Here is a 17,439-nt window from a genome sequence, read left to right as displayed (position 1 = left end):
TCGGCACAGTCGAAGCCGCCCATTAGCATCTCCAAGCTTTTCCTGATTCATACAATCGGGATGGAGCGAATTTCGTCATAATCGCCGAGAAATCGGCATTTTTAGAGATTAACCCACAGAAAGCGCTTTAATATAAGCGCTTTCACTAAAATTCCCGTCCTTTCTCCAAAAAAATTTTATGTTTTCTTAACAAAAGGGAAGAAATTTTCGAAAAGTTGTCGTAAAATTATCATTGCGTCAATTTTATTCGGCAAGAACCCGTCTTCGAATCTATCATCACTATCCGAGGAGACTATGACATGATCATTCGTGCTTTCCAACTTTCAGACTACAGATCCGTAGCCGAGCTTTTGGAAGTAGCGTTGTCGGAAGAATGCTGCCAAGAGACGATGGCTGCGCTAGCGAAACAATTGTCCTGGGATAGCGAATTGGTTCTTGTTGCGGAGAAGGAAGATGAGATCGTCGGCGCCATGATCGGAACGATCGATCAGAACAAGGGCTACGTGTACCGGCTTGCGGTGCATCCGGACAACCGTCGGCAGGGAATCGGCCGCACGCTTCTGGCCGCGATGAGCCAACGGTTTCGCCAGCGGAACGTGTTCAAAATTCTGATCGCGGGGGACAAGCACAACGAGCTGCTGCTTCCGTACTACGAATCTTTGCGGGACCAGCCGATCGATTTCGCGAGGCTGTCCAAGCCCCTGGCCATTATGGCGGTCTAAAAGGTTCGGGCCGGTCGGACAAGCTTGCATCCGGCGGCGCGCGATCCGCATGAGGAAAGCATATCTTACGCGCCAACAAGCGTCCGGGAATCCGGTTGCTTTTGGTCATAAGATATGCTTTTCTTATATTAACTTAAGTGTCATGCCGGGCAGGGGGCGTAATATGGCCAGCGGATCACCTTATTCCTCCATTTATGAACGCTGTGTTATCAAAAGTTTCAAAAACAACGGCTCTTTGCACCGCGTTTGGCTGGAGAACTGGCAAGTGCCCCGCCGGTTGCTTCACCCTCTGCATGCCGAAGAAGCGATGTGGGTGTTCGTCAACGACCATACGGGGATTCGGGAAGCGGACGGCAAGGAATGGGTCAGCCGCGTGCCCGCCGTGTCGTTCTTCATTCCCGGAGAATGGTTCAACGTCGTCGCCCTGCTGGAGGACAAGGGCATCCGCTATTATTGCAACGTAGCGTCGCCTCCCTACCGGTATGCGGACGTGCTCACGTATATCGATTACGATCTGGACGTCGTCCGGCTTCCGGACGGAGCTTCCTACGAACTTGACCGCGACGAATATGTCAGGCACAAGGAAGAGTACCGCTACAATCCGAACGTACAGCGGCACGCGGAAGCGGGGCTTCGCCGCCTGCAAGAGAGAATAGCCGCCCATGGGCCGCCTTTCGACGATGCCGAGGTTCGCCGTTACTATGCCGATTGGAAAGCTTATTTCACCGGCAAAGGAGACTACGAGCAGGCATGAGGAATCCACCGGCTTCCGATTCCGTTCCTTCCGGACGAACCCGCGCGGCCAGGCCCGGGAAGCCCGCATGGCTCAAAGAGCTGTGGGACTGGGCCAAAGCGCTCGCCGTCGCGGCTGTCGTTGTGATCGTGCTTCAGGTCTACGTTTTCCAATTGTCGAAGGTCAAGAGCGTCTCCATGCAGCCGACGCTGTACGAGCGCGAATGGCTGTTCATCAACAAGATCGCCTACGAGTTCGGGCATCCGAAGCGCGGAGACGTCGTCATTCTGAAGGACCCGAGCGAAGGGGCGGACAAGAAGAAGCTGCTGGTCAAAAGGGTCATCGGCGTCCCGGGCGACACGGTGGAGGTGCGGGATGGCCAGCTGTACGTCAACGGCCGTTTGGAAGTGGAGGCTTATACCGATTCGGCGATCGAAGACGGCGATTTCAAGCGGGTGACCGTAGATGCGGGGCATTATTTCGTCATGGGCGACAACCGCCGTCTCGGCGCCAGCAAGGATAGCCGGATCTTCGGCGAAGTGCCGGAGAAGACGATCAAAGGTCAGGCGGAGCTGATCCTCTGGCCCATTGCGAGATGGAGACGGCTTTAATGCCGTTAAATGCAAAGGAGGTGAAGGGAATGGCCGACGTGAAGAAAGCCTCGGGCGACGAGCCCAGAGACGCCGCGTTCTGGATGCGGTTGAAGGAAGAGATGAAGGAGGCGGCGCCGAGCCTCGGCATCGACAAGATCGGGGTGGCGTCGGCCGATCCCTTCACCGAGCTGAAGGATCGGCTGCAGCGGCACCGCGAGCTCGGCTACGAGTCGGGCTTCGAAGAGCCGGATCTGGACCGCAGGACGAATCCGGCGCTCCTGTTCGACGAGCCGCGATCGATCATCGCGATCGCGGTCGCCTACCCGTCGAAGCTGATCGATCCGCCCGTGTCGGAGCCGGGAGCCCGCAGGGGCATTCTGTCCCGCTCGGCATGGGGGGAAGATTACCACCGCGTGCTGAACGACCGTCTCGAGAGGCTCGCCGCCTGGATCGCGGAGCGCGTACCGGAAGCCCGCGGGCTTCCCCAGGTGGACACCGGGGCGCTGTCCGACCGCGCCGTCGCGGAACGCGCGGGGATCGGCTGGAGCGGGAAGAACGCCTCCATTCTGACGCCCGAATGGGGCTCGTGGGTCTATCTCGGCGAGATGATCACGAATCTGCCGCTTCCGCCGGACAAGCCGATCGAGGAGGGCTGCGGCGACTGCACCCGCTGCATCGACGCTTGCCCGACGGGAGCGCTGGTCGGACCCGGGCAGCTGAACGCGCAAATTTGCGTCTCCTACGTGACGCAGACGAAGGGCATCGTCGAGGACGAGATGATGGAGAAGATCGGCAACCGGCTGTACGGCTGCGATACGTGCCAGATCGTCTGCCCGGTCAACCGGGGGATCGACGCCCGCCATCACGCGGAGCTGCTTCCCGATCCGGAGGTGGCGAAGCCGCTGCTGCGGCCGCTGCTGACGATGGGCAACCGCGAGTTCCGCGACAAATTCGGCGCGAGCGCGGCGGCCTGGCGCGGCCGCAAGCCGATCCAGCGCAATGCGCTGATCGGGCTCGGCAACTTCCGCGACGCCGAATCGGTTCCCGACGTGGCGCGCGTGCTGCGGGAGGATCCGCGGTTCGAGCTGCGGGCGACGGCAGCCTGGGCGCTCGGCCGCATCGGGGGCAACGAAGCGGAATCCGCGCTGCGCTCCTCCCTGGAGTCGGAGGAAAACGACGAAGCGCGAGCGGCGATCGAACGGGCGCTGTCGGTCATCCGGTCGGGCGGCGCGAAGCGGCGATCTTACAAGAAGAAAAAGGAGGCGGCTGCAAATGGCAATGGCGGAACGACAGCTCGAAAACAAGCCGGAGACCGGTGAATGGAAATGGACCGAGATGTCCGCTCCGATCGGCGAGCTGACGCTGTGCCGCTCTCCGGAGGGGCTGTGCCGCGTCGAATTCGGAAGCTGGGAACGGCGCGGACGGGACTTGGAAGCGTGGGCCGCCCGATGGACGAACGGGATCAAGCTCTCCCGAGACGACACGGACCCTCTCCTTCTGGATGCCCGCCGGCAATTATCCGATTATTTCCTGGGCAATCTGACACGATTCCGGCTTCCGTTGGATATGCGAGGGACGGAATTTCAGCGGCGGGTATGGGAGGCGCTGCAGGCCGTTCCGTACGGCGCCACGGCCTCCTACAAGGATATTGCCGAAGCGATCGGGCAGCCGAAGGCGGTCCGGGCCGTCGGCGGGGCGAACAACCGCAATCCGGTGCCGATCATCGTACCTTGCCACCGGATTATCGGGGCAAGCGGCGCGATGGTCGGCTACGGGGGCGGATTGCCGGTCAAGGAACGGCTGCTGGCGCTGGAGCGTTCGGCGAGCAACGGATAACATAGGCAGCCTACGAAAAAGAAACGTCAGTGGACGAACGCTTCCCTGACGTTTTTTCTTGCGCTTTTCCCGTGCGGGATGCAGAGCGGAGTGCCGTACAGCGGGTCCCGGATGACGTCGCACCGGAGCGAGAACACGGCTTCGATCAGCGAAGCGTCCACGATGTCGGCGGGATTTCCTTGCGCATAGACCGCACCTTCGCGGATGGCGACGATATGGTCGGCATAGCGGCAGGCAAGGTTAATGTCGTGAAGAACCATGACGATGGTCCGCTTATCCCGTCCGTTCAGTTCGTGAAGCAAGTCGAGAATCTCGATCTGATGGGTCAAATCCAGATAGGTGGTCGGTTCGTCCAGCAGAATGATATCGGTCTGCTGGGCCAGCGTCATGGCGATCCACGCCCGCTGGCGCTGGCCGCCCGACAGGGAATCGAGCGGACGCTCGGCGAACGCGGCCATGCCCGTCGCTTCCAGCGCGGAACGGACGCTCTCCTCGTCTTCCCGCGACCATTGCTGGAGCCAGCTTTGGTAGGGGTAGCGGCCTTGCTTGACGAGCTGAAGCACCGTCAGCCCTTCAGGCGCCGATGGTCCTTGCGGCAGGATGGAGAGCTTGCGCGCGACCTCCTTGGAGGACAGGCGGGCGATATCCTTCCCGTCCAGGACGACGGCGCCGTCCCGCGGCTTCAGGAGACGGGCCATGGATCGCAGCAGCGTCGATTTGCCGCAGCCGTTGCTGCCGATGAACACGGTGACGAGCCCGTCGGGGATGGTCAGGTTCAAGCTTTCGAATATGGAAGTGCCGCCGTACGACAACGTTAATCCTCTTGCTTCGATACTCCCCATTTCGACAACCTTCTTCCGTTAAGAATTCCTTTGTTTGTAGAGCAAGAACAGAAAGAACGGCGCGCCGACCGCAGCCGTGAACACCCCGGCCGCCACGTCCTGCGGATAGAAAGCCGTTCGCGCCACGATGTCGGCCACGAGAAGAACGATCGCGCCGAGCAGCGCGCTGACCGGCATCAAGACGCCGAACGAAGGACCGACCAGCTTGCGCGCCATATGGGGAGCGATCAGCCCGATGAAGGAGATCGCGCCGCCGATGGCGACCGCGGCTCCGGCAAGCGCGACGCTGAGCAGCAGAAGCAGCAGCTGCTGACGCTGCACGTTCGCTCCCGCGCTTCCGGCGACTTCTTCGCCCAACGACTGAACGTTCACATGCCGCGCTTGCAGCCATGTCAGCGGCAGCAGGACGGCGACCCATGGAAGCAGAGCGGCCACGTCGTTTTGCCAGGAAGCGCCGTAGATGCTGCCCGTCATGAACGTGATGGACTTGACGGACAGCAGGTAAGGGCTCGAAATAATGAGCATGTAAGCGATCGATTTGAATGCGGCCGACAGCCCGGTGCCGATCAGCACGAGACGAATCGGGGACATGCCCTTCTTCCAGGCGAGCGCGTACAGCAGGGCAGTTATCGCGAAGGCGCCGATAATCGCCCCGACCGGCATCCATCGGATGGACAGCGTGCCGTAGAAAAAGTAAAGGAACAGCACGGCGCCGAGAGAGGCGCCTTCCGTGACGCCGATGACGTCGGGCGAAGCCAGCGGATTGCGAACCAGCCCTTGCAGCACCGCTCCGGCTACGGCGAGCGAAGCTCCGACCAGGACGGCGATGACGATGCGCGGCATTCTCAGCTTCGTCACGACGACCTCGTTCAAGGCGTCGCCGCGGCCGAAGACGGAGCGGATCACCTCAAGCGGCGGAATCCATTTGCTTCCGATGCCGACGCTGATCACCATGACGGCGAGGCAGAGGACGGCGAGCCCGAGCGTAAGGAGGAGAGAGCGGCGTTCCATCAGGAAGGACAGACGCGGCTTGTCCAGCCGCAGGGTCGTATATTTGTTCAACCGACTCGCCTTCCTTTCCGGGCGATATAGACGAAGAACGGCACGCCGAGGATGGCGGTCGCCACGCCGACCGGAATCTCCGACGGCATGGCGATGTACCGCGACCCCAGATCGGCTCCGACGAGCAAGATGGCTCCGAACACGGCGCTGTACGGCACGATCCAGCGGTAATCGCCGCCGACCAGGTAGCGGACGACATGCGGCACGATGATGCCCACGAAGGCGATCGGGCCGGCCGCGGCCACGGACGCTCCGGCCAGCAGGATAATGGCCAGCGATGCGAGTCCTTTGATTCGCGCCGTCGATTGCCCGAGCCCCTTGGCCAGATCGTCGCCCATGGCGAGAACGTTCAGGTGGCGGGACAAGAGCAGCGCGATGACGAGGCCGATTCCCAAAAAGGGAAGCACGTTCAGCAGCTGATCGAGATTGCGTCCGGCGACGGAGCCGACCATCCAGACGAGAACCTGGTCGAACATTCGGCCGTCCGCCAACATGTAGCCTTGGGTCAGCGAGAAGAAGAACGCGGCGATCGTCGCGCCCGCCAGCGTAAGCTTGACCGGCGTCATGCCGTCCCGGCCGAGGCTGCCCAGCACGAAGACGATCGCGCCGCTCGCCCCCGCCCCGATGAGCCCCGCCCAGGTGAGCGGGGCCTGTCCGTCGATGCCGAGCAAGCCGGAGGCGAGCACGACGAAGAACGCCGCCCCGGCGTTGACGCCGTAGGTGCTGGGCGAAGCGATCGGATTGCGCGTGATGACTTGCATGAGCGTTCCGGCCACGGCAAGGCTTCCGCCGACGGCGGCGGCGATCAGCGCCCGGGGCACCCGTGCGGTGCGAACGATCAATTGCTCCTGGGACGCGTCAAAATGCGTGAAGGCTTCGACGATCTTGGCAAACGGAATATCGGTAACGCCGAACGCGATGCTGCACGCGACGGCGCCCAGAAGAACGAACAAAGAGAAGATAAGGAAGACGATTCTCATGACGGCCTACTTTCTTGGGTTGTCGCTCCGTTTATTGTTGTTTGAGAAAATTCTAGAACAAGGCGCACATCCTGTCAATGAGAATGATAATCATTTGCCCTTGACAAGAAGGAAATCTTCCCCTATAGTTGGCTACTGTGAATGATAATCGTTATCATCTCGAGTCTGAATGACTCGTACAAAGGATGACTGGGGGAGGAATCATCAAATGGTATCGGCAAAAAGAGAAATGAGCAAAAGATTCGGACTGTGGGCCATTGCGGCGATCGTATTGGTTCTTCTTGCGACGGGGTGCGGAAGCAAGGCGAACGACGGCGGCGCGTCAGAATCTCCGGCGGCCGGCGGATCGTCGCAAGCTGCAAGCGAATCACCTGCCGCAAGCGAATCGCCGGCCGACGGCCAAACCCGGCTCGTCAAGCACGCGATGGGCGAGACGGAGGTCCCGGCGTCTCCGCAGCGGGTCGTCGTTCTCACCAACGAGGGGACGGAAGCGCTGCTCGCGCTGGGCGTGAAGCCGGTCGGAGCGGTCAAGTCTTGGACGGGCGATCCGTGGTACGATCATATTAAAGACAAGATGGAGGGCGTGACCGTCGTCGGCGACGAGAGCCAGCCGAACCTGGAGCTCATCGCCAGTCTCAAGCCGGATCTGATCATCGGCAACAAAATGCGTCAAGAGAAAATTTACAGCCAGCTGTCGGCGATCGCGCCGACGATCGAATCCGAGACGCTGCGGGGCGAGTGGAAGAACAACTTCAAGCTGTATGCGGAAGCGATCGGCAAGAAGGAAGAAGGCGACAAGCTGGTGGCGGATTTCGACGCGCGCATCGAGGATTTCAAGTCGAAAGCCGGCGACAAGCTGAAGGAGACGGTGTCGGTCATCCGCTTCATGGCGGGCAAAGTCCGGGTTTACAACCAGGATACGTTCACAGGCATTATTTTCAACCAGATCGGCATTGCCCGCAATCCGATGACGCTGAACAGCAAAGATGCGTTCGCCGAAGAGATTACGAAGGAGCGCCTGCCCGAGACCGACTCGGACCGCTTGTTCTACTTCACGTACGAGACCGGCGACGGCAAAGCTACCGAGTTGGAGAAGGAATGGACGAACGATCCGCTCTGGAAAAGCTTGAGGGCGGTCAAGAACGGGAAAGTCTACCGCGTCGACGACGCCACCTGGAATACCGCCGGCGGCATTCTGGCGGCAAATAAATTGCTCGACGACCTGTATAAAATTTACGAAGTGAATTAAGGGCTTTAGAAAAGCGGGGGCTTCTCCGATACTCTCTATAGAGAGCGGAGAAGTTCTTTTTTTCGCGGATTCGCAACAAGGCAGAGACAGGAGTGAAGGTCCCTTTGAAGTTGGTCGATATCGAAAGCGTGGAACCGGGACAAAATTTGGGCAGGACGATCTTTTCCGCGAACGGAACGGTGCTGCTCTCGGCGGGCGTGCAGCTGACCGTGTTTATGATCAGCACGTTGAAGCGGCTCGGCGTCACGATGGTATACATCGACGACCCTCTGTTTCGCGACTTGCCGGTCGAAGATGTGTTGTCCGAAGCGACGAAGCGGGCGGTCATTCAGCAGATGTCGGAATCGTTCGAAGCGCTTCGATCCGGCAAGACGTTCAATACGAAAGCGATCAGCATGACGGTCGATCAATTGCTCGACGACGTGCTGCAAAATCAGAACGTGCTTATCCAGTTGTCGGATATCCGAACCGAAGACAACGCGATGTACATCCATGCGATGAATGTATGCATGATGTCGACGCTGGTCGGATTGAACATGGGACTCAATATGATTCAATTGAAGGAACTGGCCATCGGCGCGCTGCTTCACGATATCGGCAAAATCAACGCGCCGGAGCAGGAGGAAGGCCGCTACCATCATGCTTGGCGGGGCTTCGAGCTGCTGAAGATGAAGCGCGAATACAGCCTGCTGTCCGCCCATGTCGCGTTCCAGCACCACGAATGCGTAGACGGCAGCGGCAAACCGCGCGGTCTTGCGGGCGCCGAAATTCACCTGTACGCCAAGATCGTGGCCGTTGCCAACACCTACGACAACCTGCTGTCGGACCTCTCCGAAGGCCGCCGCCTGCTTCCGCACGAAGCGCTCGAAAGGCTGCACGCAATGTCGGGGACGGCTCTCGACCGCGACGTGCTCATCGAGTTTATGCGCATCGTCTCGGTGTACCCGAACGGCATATCCGTCAGGCTGTCCAACCGGCAGACGGGCGTCGTCGTCGGGCAGCACAGGGGGCTCCCGGGGCGGCCGGTCGTGCGCGTCATCGACAAGTCCGGGGACGAAGCGGTGGGCGTGAAGGAGATCGATCTGGCGCAGATGACGACGATTTTCATCGAATCCGTGCTGCTTTGAGAGGCCCGGGCACGAACATTTGCTCTTGCTCGCAACGCCATGATATTATAGGAAAACAGCCTTGGCCCTGCTTCGCAGAGCCGGGCCCGGGAGATGACGGATGGTCGGGGGGGACGAGCGTGGTTTGGAATATTATCATCCCGGTGCTGACGCTGATCGTCGGTTTGGTGCTCGGATTTATCGGCGGCGTCTTTTATTTGCGCAGCCAAATGACGAGAATGCAGAACGATCCGGAGTTGCTTCAGAAGATGGCCAAACAGATGGGCTACAACATGAACAAGCAGCAGCTCAGCAAAGCGCAGCAAATGTTGAAGCAGCAGAACCATAAAAAACGCCGCAAGTAACGTTCGGCGGGCAGGATTCGGGTTGGCGGGCGTCCGGACGGATCGCGCCGGGCCGTTGGAGGAGGGTTCACGTTGGCCGGAGTGAAGGATTACATCAATACCCGGGTATCTCGCAACCGGGAGCAGATCGAGCATCACATTCGCGAGATTTTGAAGCTGATCGGGGAGGACGTCAATCGGGAGGGCTTGCTCGAGACGCCTGCGCGCGTAACGCGAATGTACGAGGAAATTTTCGGCGGCTACGAAGTCGATCCTCGCGACGTGCTCGGCGTGAGCTTCGACGAGAAGCACGAAGAGCTCGTCATCGTGAAGGACATCGTCTATTACAGCCAGTGCGAGCACCATATGGCGCCGTTTTTCGGGAAGGCGCACATCGGCTACATCCCGAGCGGCAAAATCGCGGGACTGAGCAAGCTGGCCCGCCTCGTCGAGGCGGTGACGCGGCGCCTTCAGGTGCAGGAGCGGATCACCTCGCAAATCGCGGACATTATGGAAGAAGTGCTGCAGCCGCACGGCGTCATGGTCGTCGTGGAAGGCGAGCATCTGTGCATGTGCGCGCGCGGCGTGAAGAAGCCCGGCAGCAAGACGGTCACTTCCGCGGTGCGCGGGCAGTTCCGGAACAGCTCGGCGCTGCGCTCGGAGTTTTTGTCGCTGCTTAAGGAGTAATCGATTGACGGCATGCAAGGGGCTATCCCTCGGGCGGACGGTTGACGGCCCGAAGGATGGCCCCTTTTTGAAGCGGCAGGACGGCCATATCCCTTTATCCTTTTAACCTTTGACCGATCCCGCCGTCAGTCCCCGGACGAAGCTCTTGGACCCGATCGCGAACAGCACAAGCACCGGCAGCGTTCCCAGCGTAAGCCCGAGAATTTGCGCGGCCAGATCCGTCCGGTAAGCGTCGCCCAGCGATGTAATGCCGAGCGGAATCGTAAACAGTTCCGGCTTGTTGACGATGATGAGCGGGAGCAGGTAATTGTTCCACGACCACAGGAACACAAGCAGCGACAGCGTCGTGATCGCGGGATAAATAAAGGGGATGACTATCCGGAAAAAGACCCCGACGCTCGAGCAGCCGTCCATCTTCGCGCTTTCGAGCACTTCCGTCGGCACGGCCGAGCGAATGAACTGCGTCATCCAGAAGACGCCGAACGCGTTGGCGATCCAGGGCAGAATGAGCGGAAGCAGCGTTCCGGACAGCTGCAAGTAACGCATCTCGATGACGTAAGCGACGATGCCGAGCTGGCCCGGAATCATCATCGTCAGCAGAATAAACGCGAACAGCTTGTTCTTGTGCCTGAAATCGTGCTTGGCGAACGCGAAGCCGGCGCAAGCGCTGACGAAGACGGACAGCGCCGTGCTGGAGAGCGACACGATCAGGCTGTTCATATAAACGAGATCGAACCGGCTTGCCGATACCGTTTTCAGGTTTTGCAGCAGGTAATTTCCGGGAAGCAGCACGATTCGCGTAAACAAATCTTCGTTTTTGTACGTCCCCATGACGATCATGATGTAAAAAGGCAGCAGCGAAACGAGAGACAGGATCGAGATCGCCGTCGTGGCGAGCGTCTTGCGCAGCGCAGCGTTCATTCGGAGTCCCCCTTGTAAAGCCGGGCTCCGGCGAAGGAGAACGCGGCGATAATAAGACAAAGCCCGTAAGCGATCGCAGCGCCGAGCCCGTAGCGGGTCGTGCTGCCGTACGCGGTATCGTACATGTTCCATACGGTTGTCAAGCAGCAGCGATCCGGTCCGCCGATAACCGCGACGCTCGAGCCCATTCCCGAGCCGCCCAGCAGAAGCATCGGTTCCTCCAGAAGCTGAAGGCCGCCGATGATGCCCGTAATGACGATGAAGACGGTCACCGGCTTCAGCAGCGGAAGCGTAATCGAGAAGAAGGCGCGCAGCCCGCTAGCTCCGTCCACGTATGCCGCTTCGTGCAGATCCTTCGGCACATTCGCCATGCCCGCCAGGTAGAACACCATCGTGTATCCGAAGCCTTTCCAGATCAGCATGACCGCGATGACGATTCTCGCGTAGAGAGGCTCGCCAAGCCAATAAACGCCCTCGTCGACAAGCCCCAGCTGAAGCAGCACCTTGTTGACGAAGCCCGCCTGCCAGTCGAACAGCAGATTGAAGAGGAGCCCGACCGCGACGGGGGTCACGATGTAGGGCATGAAGTTGACGAGCTGGAAGAAGCCTTTCCATTTGACCCAGCGGCTGTAAAGCAGCGTGGCGACGAGAAGGCCGATGGCCATCTGCAGCGGCAGCGTCACGGCGACGAACAGAAGCGTATTGCCGACCGATTGGAAGAAATGCGAGTCCGGGTCGAACAAATATTTATAATTGGCGAGCCCGACGAACGTCTTGTCTCCGATGCCGTCCCAACTCGTCAGGCTGACGTAGAACGAGAAGACGATGGGGAACAGCCCGAAGACCGTATAGAACAGCATGTAAGGCGACAGGAAAGCGTACGGCGCCCAATTTTTCTTGACCGTGTGCATCGGCGATCACCACGTGATGTTCGGCGCTTTCGCCTTCAGCTCTTTGCGGATCCGGTCCATGGCCTGCTCGGTTCCGAACGAGCTGTCCTTGGACAGCGTCTGCAGCACGATGCTCATCGCTTCGTCCAAATACGTGTCGTTAATATTTTCCGGCACATCCTTCGTCGCAGCCGAGATTTCCACGAAATACTTCTCTCCGATATTCTGGTCTCCGAAGTTCCGCCACGTCCAATTCGTGAAATCCTTGTTTTCGTACGCTTTCTTATAGTGCGTAAAGACGCCGTCCGTCTTCTGCGCTTCGGCGCCTTCCTGGGACATGGAGGTGAATTCGATCCACTTCCAGGCCAGATCGGCGTGTTTGGCTCCCTTCGGGATGCCGTGCGAGGAACCGCCCCTCACGAAGCCGCCGCCGGGAGGAACCATCAGCGCCCATCTTCCGTCCTTCTTGTCGTTGGGGTCGATGACGTATTGCGGCATCCAGACGGGGGATTCGATAAACATGTACTTGTCGGTGCCGAACGAAGCGTTCCAGGCCGGCGTCCACTGATCGAGCTTGTCTACGATGCCCGAATCGCGGAACTTGACGAGCGTCGACACGATGTTTTCCAGCACGGGCACGTTCAGCTTGTTCCCGTCAAAGTACGACTCAGGACGCTGTCCCTTCAAAATATCGTTGACGTCTCCGAGACTCGGGACCATTTTCACCTTGCCGCCGCTCTTCTCCAAGACTTCCTTCCCTTTGGCGATGAAGTCGTCCCAGGTTGCGAACATTCCCTCCAATTCCTTCGGATCGTCCGTTCCGAAATATTCCTTGGCGAGAGATTTGATATAGGCCAGGCCGGCGATGCTCATATCGTCCGGAATCGAGAGCAGCTTGCCGTCCACGGAGAATGCCGGAAGATCGTAATCGAACAACAGGGAAGTATCCGCGTTGTACGGCGCGCCGCTCAGATCCTCCAAGATGCCCATGTCGAAAATTTTCGCTTTCTGCCCTCTCTCGATGCGGATGACGTCCGGCAGCTCCCCGCCGGAGGCGATGGTCGTCTGGAGCTTCTTCGGCACGTCTTCCGCCGCCACGTTCACGCGCTTCATCTTAATGTTGGGGTATTTCTTGTTGAAGGCGGCCAGCGCCGTCGGATGCTCGGGTTCCCACGTCCACAGGACGAATTCACCCTTCAGCCCGTCTCCGCCCGATCCGGCATCGTTGCCGCTTCCGCTCGATGCGGGCTGCCCGGATGCGCTGGAGCTGCCGTCTTCCGCATTGCCGCCTCCGCAAGCCGCCAACAGCCCCGTTAGAAGCCCCACGATGACCATCCAGGCAATTCGTTTAGCTTTGCTAGCAGCGTTCATGACAAAACCTCGCTTTCAACGTAATTTTGTATTCGCTTACAAAGCTTAACGCGGCCGTTATGTCCCGTAAACTACGCAATTCTCTACTTTTGGTCGGCTTTCTGCACATGGGCTTGATTCCGTCACCCCTCCCTGCGGTATAATTTGGCTGCACAAACCTTGAACGCGCGGAGGGAAGAGCGAATGAAGGTTTTGCTGGTCGACGACGAACGCCTTGTTCTGGAGAGAGTACGCGGCATGCTCGATGGGCCGGGGCACGGTTACGAGATTGCGGCCACGGCGACGAACGGGAGAAGCGCGCTTAGGTTATGCGAGGAGCTTCGGCCGTCCATTGTCATCGCGGACATACGCATGCCGGTCATGGACGGACTGGCTTTGATAAGAGCTGCGGCCGAGCGCGAGCTGGGCTCCGTATTCGTCATCATGAGCGCATTCGAAGACTTCGATTGCGCCCGGCAGGCGATCGGCCTCGGCAATGTGGCCGGTTACCTGGTCAAGCACGAGATGGACCGCAGCCGCCTGCTTGATGCGATGCGCAAGGCAGCCGACGCTTGGCGGACGGAGGAGAAGCGGCGGCGGACCGAGCGAACGGGCTTGCTGAAGCGCGCGTTCGTGGACGGCGAGACGGCGGCTCTGGCCGAAGGAGAATTCCGGCCTCCGTATGCGGTTGCGCTTGCTCAAGAGGATATGCCCTTCGTTCCGTCCGCTTCTCCGGTCTGGGGAGAAGCGGGGCTGCCCGCTTCCGTCTGGCCCGAGGATGCGGACGAGCCGGATGCGGACGATCCTCATTGGACGAAGGTCGGAGAGTTCGTTCTTCGTCCCGCCCAGCTCGTCTCCGTATACGCGCAGAAGAACAACAGGCCCGTCTCTTCGCGGGAATCGTTTCGAAGGCTCGCCTTCGACCTGCAGTCCCGCTTAAACGGCCGGCTGAACCGGTCGGTCTCGCTTTTTTATTCTTTTGTCGAGCGGGACTTCGCTTCCTTGCCCGGCGCTTTGCAGCGAGTCGAAGCGGCCGCGCGCCATGCGGTATTCTGCGGGAGGGGAGCGCTGCTGTGCGCGGACGACCTTCCGCTCGCCATCGCGGATCCGACGTCGCGGCTTGCCTCTCGCGCCCTGCGTCCGGTGCATCCGGGTCTGGCCGCGGAAGCGATTCGGCAGCTCGATGCCGAGCGTTTCGAAAGCGTTTTCAACCGATTGTTTGAAACGATAGTCCGCCCGATATGGGATCTTCCGCTGCTGTACGAAACCGTGCATGCCGTAACCTCTGCCGGAAGCGAGCTGCTCGCCGCCAGAGGGATGGCCGCGTTGGAGCCGCTCGATCCGCGCCGATTCGAGCCGGTCTACGACATCGGAGAGCTTCGCGAGCGGCTGCGGTCCTGGATCGGCGACATTCGTTCCTCCGCAAGCGATCGCCCCCATTTGTCCGGCAAACTGCTCAAAGCGGTCCGCTATATGCAAGATCACTTCCATGAAGACATCAACATCGAAGATGTAGCCTACTCGCTCGGCATCAGCGCGTCTTATTTGCATCAATTGTTCAAACGGGAGATGAACCGGACGTTTCTCGATTATTTGACCGAGCTTCGGATTGAGCGCGCCAAGCGCATTCTGGACAGCGAAGACGCGAAAATGACGGACGTCTGCGCGAGGGTCGGCTACCGTTCCCCCCAACATTTCAGCCAAGTGTTCCGGAAGGTGACCGGCTTGTCGCCCCATCAATACCGCGACGGAGCCGGCGTCCGATGAGACGGCTGCGCACCGTCATCCTGAGGCGGATCGCCGTCGTCGCGTCGATCAGCTTCGTATTGTCCGCCGCCTTCACTTACTATTACTATCGGACGATCCTTGTCGCCCAGATGCTGCGGGAGGACGAAGCCCGCCTTGGCCAGACGATGAGGCAGCTTGAGTACATGTCGGACGATATCGCCAAATTCTCGTTCTACTTGATTATCTCCGACCACGTGCAGACGTTCTTCAAAACGTACTCCCGTCTGGACACGTACGATCAGTTCGCCGTTCTCAAGTATACGCTTGATTATCTGGACAGCAATAAGGGGCTTCGCAAGGAAGTGCAGAGCTTCGCGCTCGTCATGCCCGACGGCCGGGCTTTCTGGAGCAAGTCGAGGAACGATTCTTACTTTGAAGAACGGCTGCAGGAAGACTGGTATCAAAATTATAAGCGGTCGGGGCAGGATCACGCCTTCTCGGAGCCTCACGAATTGCCGGTGTCGAGCAACGGCTCGATCATGGGGAAGATGATCAGCTTCATCGTCTCGGTCAGGGATATTGAACAGCCTGGGAGGAAGATCGGCGAGCTGATCGTCAATCTCGATTACGAAAGCTTCAGCAGCCTTCTCGATTTCGGCAGCCGCGGCTTTGAAGGCTTCGCCTGGCTGCGCGAGGGCGGAGGGGCGCTGTACGAGAAGCTGCCGGACGATGCGAAGGCGTACGTCGCGGAAGCCGGCCGCCGGCCTTCGGCGGACGGGAAGGCCGGAGAAGCCGAGGAAGCGGTCAAAGTGCGGAACGGCTACCTGCTGATCGATCGGTCTGACGCGAACAAGTGGACGCTCGCCGCTTATATTTCGGACTTCGAATTTATGAAGCGGGGTCAATTCGTCCTTTATCTGCTCGGCGTCTTCTCGGCGACAAGCACGCTGATGACGCTGCTGCTCATGATGCCGGCCATCCTGCGCATGACGCGTCCGATCATGAGGCTGTACCACGCCATGAACAGCGTATCGAGCGGAAATCTCCAGGCTTCCGTGGACATCCGGACGGGGGACGAATTGGAGAAGCTGGGGCAGGGCTTTAACCGGATGACGGTTCAACTGCGCGGGCACCTCGAGGAATCGATCCGGTTCGAGCAGAACAAGCGAGAGATGGAGATGGAGCTGCTGCTGTCGCAGCTCAATCCTCATTTTGTGTACAACACACTGAACGCGGTTCTGTATATGGCCGAGAAGCAGGGCAATTCCGACATCGTCCGGATGGTCGGCTCGTTTATTCGGCTGCTGCAGGACGCCGGGAAAATCGGCGACGCAAGAACGCTTATCCCGCTGCGCGACGAATTGCGGCTGTTGAGAGACTACATCGAGATCCAGTCCTACCGGTACGCCGGCATGTTCGAGGTCGTCATGGAAGTGGAAGATGAAGCCTGCGAATGTCTCGTGCCCCGCCATCTGATCCAGCCCTTTATCGAGAACGCGATTTTTCACGGCATTTGTCCGAAGGACGCATTCGGTACGATTCTCCTGTCGGCCTCGCTGGAGGGCCCGAAGCTGATCGTTCGCATCGAGGACGACGGAGTCGGCATCGAACCGGAGCGGTTGGCGACGCTAGGGGAGCAAGCCGACAAGCGCAAAACCGGCGGATTGCGGCACATCGGCCTCGCCAACACGCGGCAGCGGCTTCGCCATCTGTTCGAAGGGCAGGCGGCGCTGCGCATCGACAGCAGCCCCGGCACGGGAACCGCCGTGACGATCGAGCTGCCGAAGTTGGGGAAATTTAGCGGGACAGGTGGGGTTGGTGTTTGATAGATCCCTAATGATGTGACATTTTTGAACAAATGGGGGGATTTGGTGTGAAAACCGTGACTTTGACCATTGCGATCGCCGGAGTGGGCCTGTTGCTTATTGCCCTAATCGCGGCTTCTTATCGAAAGCAAAAGAGGGGCTTGGGAAAAATACTATTTGTTGAAGCGTTATGGGAGGTGGCGGCAGGAATTTTCTAAAAGAAATAAAATAACCAGCCAGCATATAAAGGAACAAATAGTATATAAACGGACATTTTGTATCGGGGATGGAGTCGCCAATCGACCTTCGCTTTCGATAATCTGTCCGTGATGATCCAAGTGCATAAAATAACGCTAATTAGGGCTTGCTGAACGAACAAAAAATCCTTATTCCACAAGGGATTTGAGCTACTTTTGTCGAATTTATCTGCAAGGAAAACATAGAAAATTGGCAAAAAACCTTGCAGATGGAGTGAGCGAACGTGTTCGTGCCGAATCGGGATATGGCAGATCTGTTGGAAAATTTCTACTTACCCTTTGGCGGGAAGCTTAATCCTGGGAATCGCTGGGTACAGCTTGCCGCACTCATCCC

General features: G+C 59.0%; 18 protein-coding genes. 12 read left to right on the top strand and 6 right to left on the bottom strand.

Translation table 11 applies throughout. From position 1 onward, the window contains the following. Positions 1–299: 299 nt before the first annotated feature. The 5 genes from G485_RS0112990 to G485_RS0112970 all read left to right on the top strand — a co-directional run bounded on the left by G485_RS0112990 (position 300) and on the right by G485_RS0112970 (position 3,884). Entirely contained in the window at positions 300–722 is a 423-nt protein-coding gene (locus G485_RS0112990) for a GNAT family N-acetyltransferase (RefSeq protein ID WP_027092923.1), read from the top strand. A 163-nt stretch (positions 723–885) separates the two neighbouring features. Continuing rightward, positions 886–1,476: a DUF402 domain-containing protein gene (locus tag G485_RS0112985; RefSeq protein ID WP_035156057.1), complete on the top strand. Its 591-nt coding sequence runs from the start codon at positions 886–888 to the stop codon at positions 1,474–1,476. Beyond that, positions 1,473–2,066 carry a signal peptidase I gene (gene lepB, locus G485_RS0112980; protein ID WP_027092921.1) on the top strand — a complete coding sequence of 198 codons (594 nt, stop codon included), beginning with the start codon at positions 1,473–1,475 and terminating at the stop codon, positions 2,064–2,066. The genes G485_RS0112985 and lepB overlap by 4 nt, the downstream gene beginning before the upstream one ends. A 29-nt stretch (positions 2,067–2,095) precedes the next feature. Continuing rightward, positions 2,096–3,367, top strand: a complete 1,272-nt coding sequence (gene queG, locus G485_RS26335; RefSeq protein WP_084423293.1) for a tRNA epoxyqueuosine(34) reductase QueG — start codon at positions 2,096–2,098, stop codon at positions 3,365–3,367. Beyond that, positions 3,321–3,884, top strand: coding sequence for a methylated-DNA--[protein]-cysteine S-methyltransferase (locus G485_RS0112970; protein ID WP_156922325.1), 564 nt, complete (start codon positions 3,321–3,323; stop codon positions 3,882–3,884). The genes queG and G485_RS0112970 overlap by 47 nt, the downstream gene beginning before the upstream one ends. Positions 3,885–3,910: 26 nt before the next feature. Here G485_RS0112970 and G485_RS0112965 read toward each other — a convergent pair whose 3' ends face one another. Genes G485_RS0112965 through G485_RS0112955 form a run of 3 tightly spaced genes read right to left on the bottom strand, consistent with a single transcriptional unit; the run spans position 3,911 to position 6,768 of the window. Then, the gene (locus G485_RS0112965; RefSeq protein WP_027092919.1) at positions 3,911–4,726 is read right to left on the bottom strand and encodes an ABC transporter ATP-binding protein; all 816 of its coding nucleotides are present in this window, start codon (positions 4,724–4,726) and stop codon (positions 3,911–3,913) included. A gap of 18 nt (positions 4,727–4,744) precedes the next feature. Continuing rightward, positions 4,745–5,788: a FecCD family ABC transporter permease gene (locus G485_RS0112960; RefSeq protein WP_027092918.1), complete on the bottom strand. Its 1,044-nt coding sequence runs from the start codon at positions 5,786–5,788 to the stop codon at positions 4,745–4,747. Continuing rightward, a complete protein-coding gene (locus G485_RS0112955) occupies positions 5,785–6,768 on the bottom strand; it encodes a FecCD family ABC transporter permease (protein ID WP_027092917.1) in 984 nt (327 codons plus the stop codon). The genes G485_RS0112960 and G485_RS0112955 overlap by 4 nt, the downstream gene beginning before the upstream one ends. A gap of 208 nt (positions 6,769–6,976) precedes the next feature. Between G485_RS0112955 and G485_RS0112950 the strand changes: the two genes are divergently transcribed. The 4 genes from G485_RS0112950 to folE all read left to right on the top strand — a co-directional run bounded on the left by G485_RS0112950 (position 6,977) and on the right by folE (position 10,154). Then, positions 6,977–8,017, top strand: a complete 1,041-nt coding sequence (locus G485_RS0112950) for an ABC transporter substrate-binding protein (protein WP_035156054.1) — start codon at positions 6,977–6,979, stop codon at positions 8,015–8,017. Positions 8,018–8,121: 104 nt separating this feature from the next. Then, positions 8,122–9,144, top strand: a complete 1,023-nt coding sequence (locus G485_RS0112945) for an HD-GYP domain-containing protein (protein WP_027092915.1) — start codon at positions 8,122–8,124, stop codon at positions 9,142–9,144. A gap of 119 nt (positions 9,145–9,263) precedes the next feature. After that, positions 9,264–9,488, top strand: a complete 225-nt coding sequence (locus G485_RS0112940) for a YneF family protein (protein ID WP_027092914.1) — start codon at positions 9,264–9,266, stop codon at positions 9,486–9,488. 72 nt (positions 9,489–9,560) lie between these two features. Beyond that, positions 9,561–10,154 carry a GTP cyclohydrolase I FolE gene (gene folE, locus G485_RS0112935; protein WP_027092913.1) on the top strand — a complete coding sequence of 198 codons (594 nt, stop codon included), beginning with the start codon at positions 9,561–9,563 and terminating at the stop codon, positions 10,152–10,154. A gap of 102 nt (positions 10,155–10,256) precedes the next feature. Here folE and G485_RS0112925 read toward each other — a convergent pair whose 3' ends face one another. The 3 genes from G485_RS0112925 to G485_RS0112915 are packed head-to-tail and all read right to left on the bottom strand — an operon-like array spanning position 10,257 to position 13,336. Beyond that, the gene (locus G485_RS0112925; RefSeq protein ID WP_027092912.1) at positions 10,257–11,075 is read right to left on the bottom strand and encodes a carbohydrate ABC transporter permease; all 819 of its coding nucleotides are present in this window, start codon (positions 11,073–11,075) and stop codon (positions 10,257–10,259) included. Continuing rightward, positions 11,072–11,986 carry a carbohydrate ABC transporter permease gene (locus G485_RS0112920; RefSeq protein ID WP_027092911.1) on the bottom strand — a complete coding sequence of 305 codons (915 nt, stop codon included), beginning with the start codon at positions 11,984–11,986 and terminating at the stop codon, positions 11,072–11,074. Before G485_RS0112920 ends, G485_RS0112925 begins: the two co-directional genes overlap by 4 nt. Positions 11,987–11,992: 6 nt before the next feature. Then, positions 11,993–13,336, bottom strand: a complete 1,344-nt coding sequence (locus tag G485_RS0112915; protein WP_027092910.1) for an ABC transporter substrate-binding protein — start codon at positions 13,334–13,336, stop codon at positions 11,993–11,995. A 183-nt stretch (positions 13,337–13,519) separates the two neighbouring features. Between G485_RS0112915 and G485_RS0112910 the strand changes: the two genes are divergently transcribed. From G485_RS0112910 to G485_RS29940, 3 genes are read left to right on the top strand one after another with little or no spacing between them, the layout of a single operon-like run. Beyond that, a complete protein-coding gene (locus G485_RS0112910) occupies positions 13,520–15,082 on the top strand; it encodes an AraC family transcriptional regulator (protein WP_027092909.1) in 1,563 nt (520 codons plus the stop codon). After that, positions 15,079–16,869 (top strand): sensor histidine kinase, encoded by a 1,791-nt coding sequence (locus G485_RS0112905; protein WP_027092908.1) that lies wholly within the window; start codon positions 15,079–15,081, stop codon positions 16,867–16,869. Before G485_RS0112910 ends, G485_RS0112905 begins: the two co-directional genes overlap by 4 nt. Positions 16,870–16,916: 47 nt before the next feature. Further along, positions 16,917–17,066 carry a hypothetical protein gene (locus G485_RS29940; RefSeq protein ID WP_156922323.1) on the top strand — a complete coding sequence of 50 codons (150 nt, stop codon included), beginning with the start codon at positions 16,917–16,919 and terminating at the stop codon, positions 17,064–17,066. Positions 17,067–17,439: the final 373 nt, after the last annotated feature.

Origin of the sequence: Cohnella thermotolerans DSM 17683 (genome assembly GCF_000429825.1) — a bacterium.
Lineage (GTDB): Bacteria > Bacillota > Bacilli > Paenibacillales > Paenibacillaceae > Cohnella > Cohnella thermotolerans.
The sequence above is the reverse complement of the archived record's forward strand: the minus strand, read 5'-3'. Positions and strand labels throughout refer to the sequence as shown.

Excerpts from the sequence above, each read along its gene's own strand:
- queG (WP_084423293.1), top strand. The coding sequence starts at position 2,096 with ATGGCCGACGTGAAGAAAGCCTCGGGCGACGAGCCCAGAGACGCCGCG.
- G485_RS0112910 (WP_027092909.1), top strand. The coding sequence starts at position 13,520 with ATGAAGGTTTTGCTGGTCGACGACGAACGCCTTGTTCTGGAGAGAGTA.
- G485_RS0112970 (WP_156922325.1), top strand. The coding sequence starts at position 3,321 with ATGGCAATGGCGGAACGACAGCTCGAAAACAAGCCGGAGACCGGTGAA.
- G485_RS0112950 (WP_035156054.1), top strand. The coding sequence starts at position 6,977 with ATGGTATCGGCAAAAAGAGAAATGAGCAAAAGATTCGGACTGTGGGCC.
- G485_RS0112990 (WP_027092923.1), top strand. The coding sequence starts at position 300 with ATGATCATTCGTGCTTTCCAACTTTCAGACTACAGATCCGTAGCCGAG.
- G485_RS0112920 (WP_027092911.1), bottom strand. The coding sequence starts at position 11,986 with ATGCACACGGTCAAGAAAAATTGGGCGCCGTACGCTTTCCTGTCGCCT.
- G485_RS0112905 (WP_027092908.1), top strand. The coding sequence starts at position 15,079 with ATGAGACGGCTGCGCACCGTCATCCTGAGGCGGATCGCCGTCGTCGCG.
- G485_RS0112955 (WP_027092917.1), bottom strand. The coding sequence starts at position 6,768 with ATGAGAATCGTCTTCCTTATCTTCTCTTTGTTCGTTCTTCTGGGCGCC.
- G485_RS0112915 (WP_027092910.1), bottom strand. The coding sequence starts at position 13,336 with ATGAACGCTGCTAGCAAAGCTAAACGAATTGCCTGGATGGTCATCGTG.
- G485_RS0112985 (WP_035156057.1), top strand. The coding sequence starts at position 886 with ATGGCCAGCGGATCACCTTATTCCTCCATTTATGAACGCTGTGTTATC.
- lepB (WP_027092921.1), top strand. The coding sequence starts at position 1,473 with ATGAGGAATCCACCGGCTTCCGATTCCGTTCCTTCCGGACGAACCCGC.
- G485_RS0112925 (WP_027092912.1), bottom strand. The coding sequence starts at position 11,075 with ATGAACGCTGCGCTGCGCAAGACGCTCGCCACGACGGCGATCTCGATC.
- G485_RS0112965 (WP_027092919.1), bottom strand. The coding sequence starts at position 4,726 with ATGGGGAGTATCGAAGCAAGAGGATTAACGTTGTCGTACGGCGGCACT.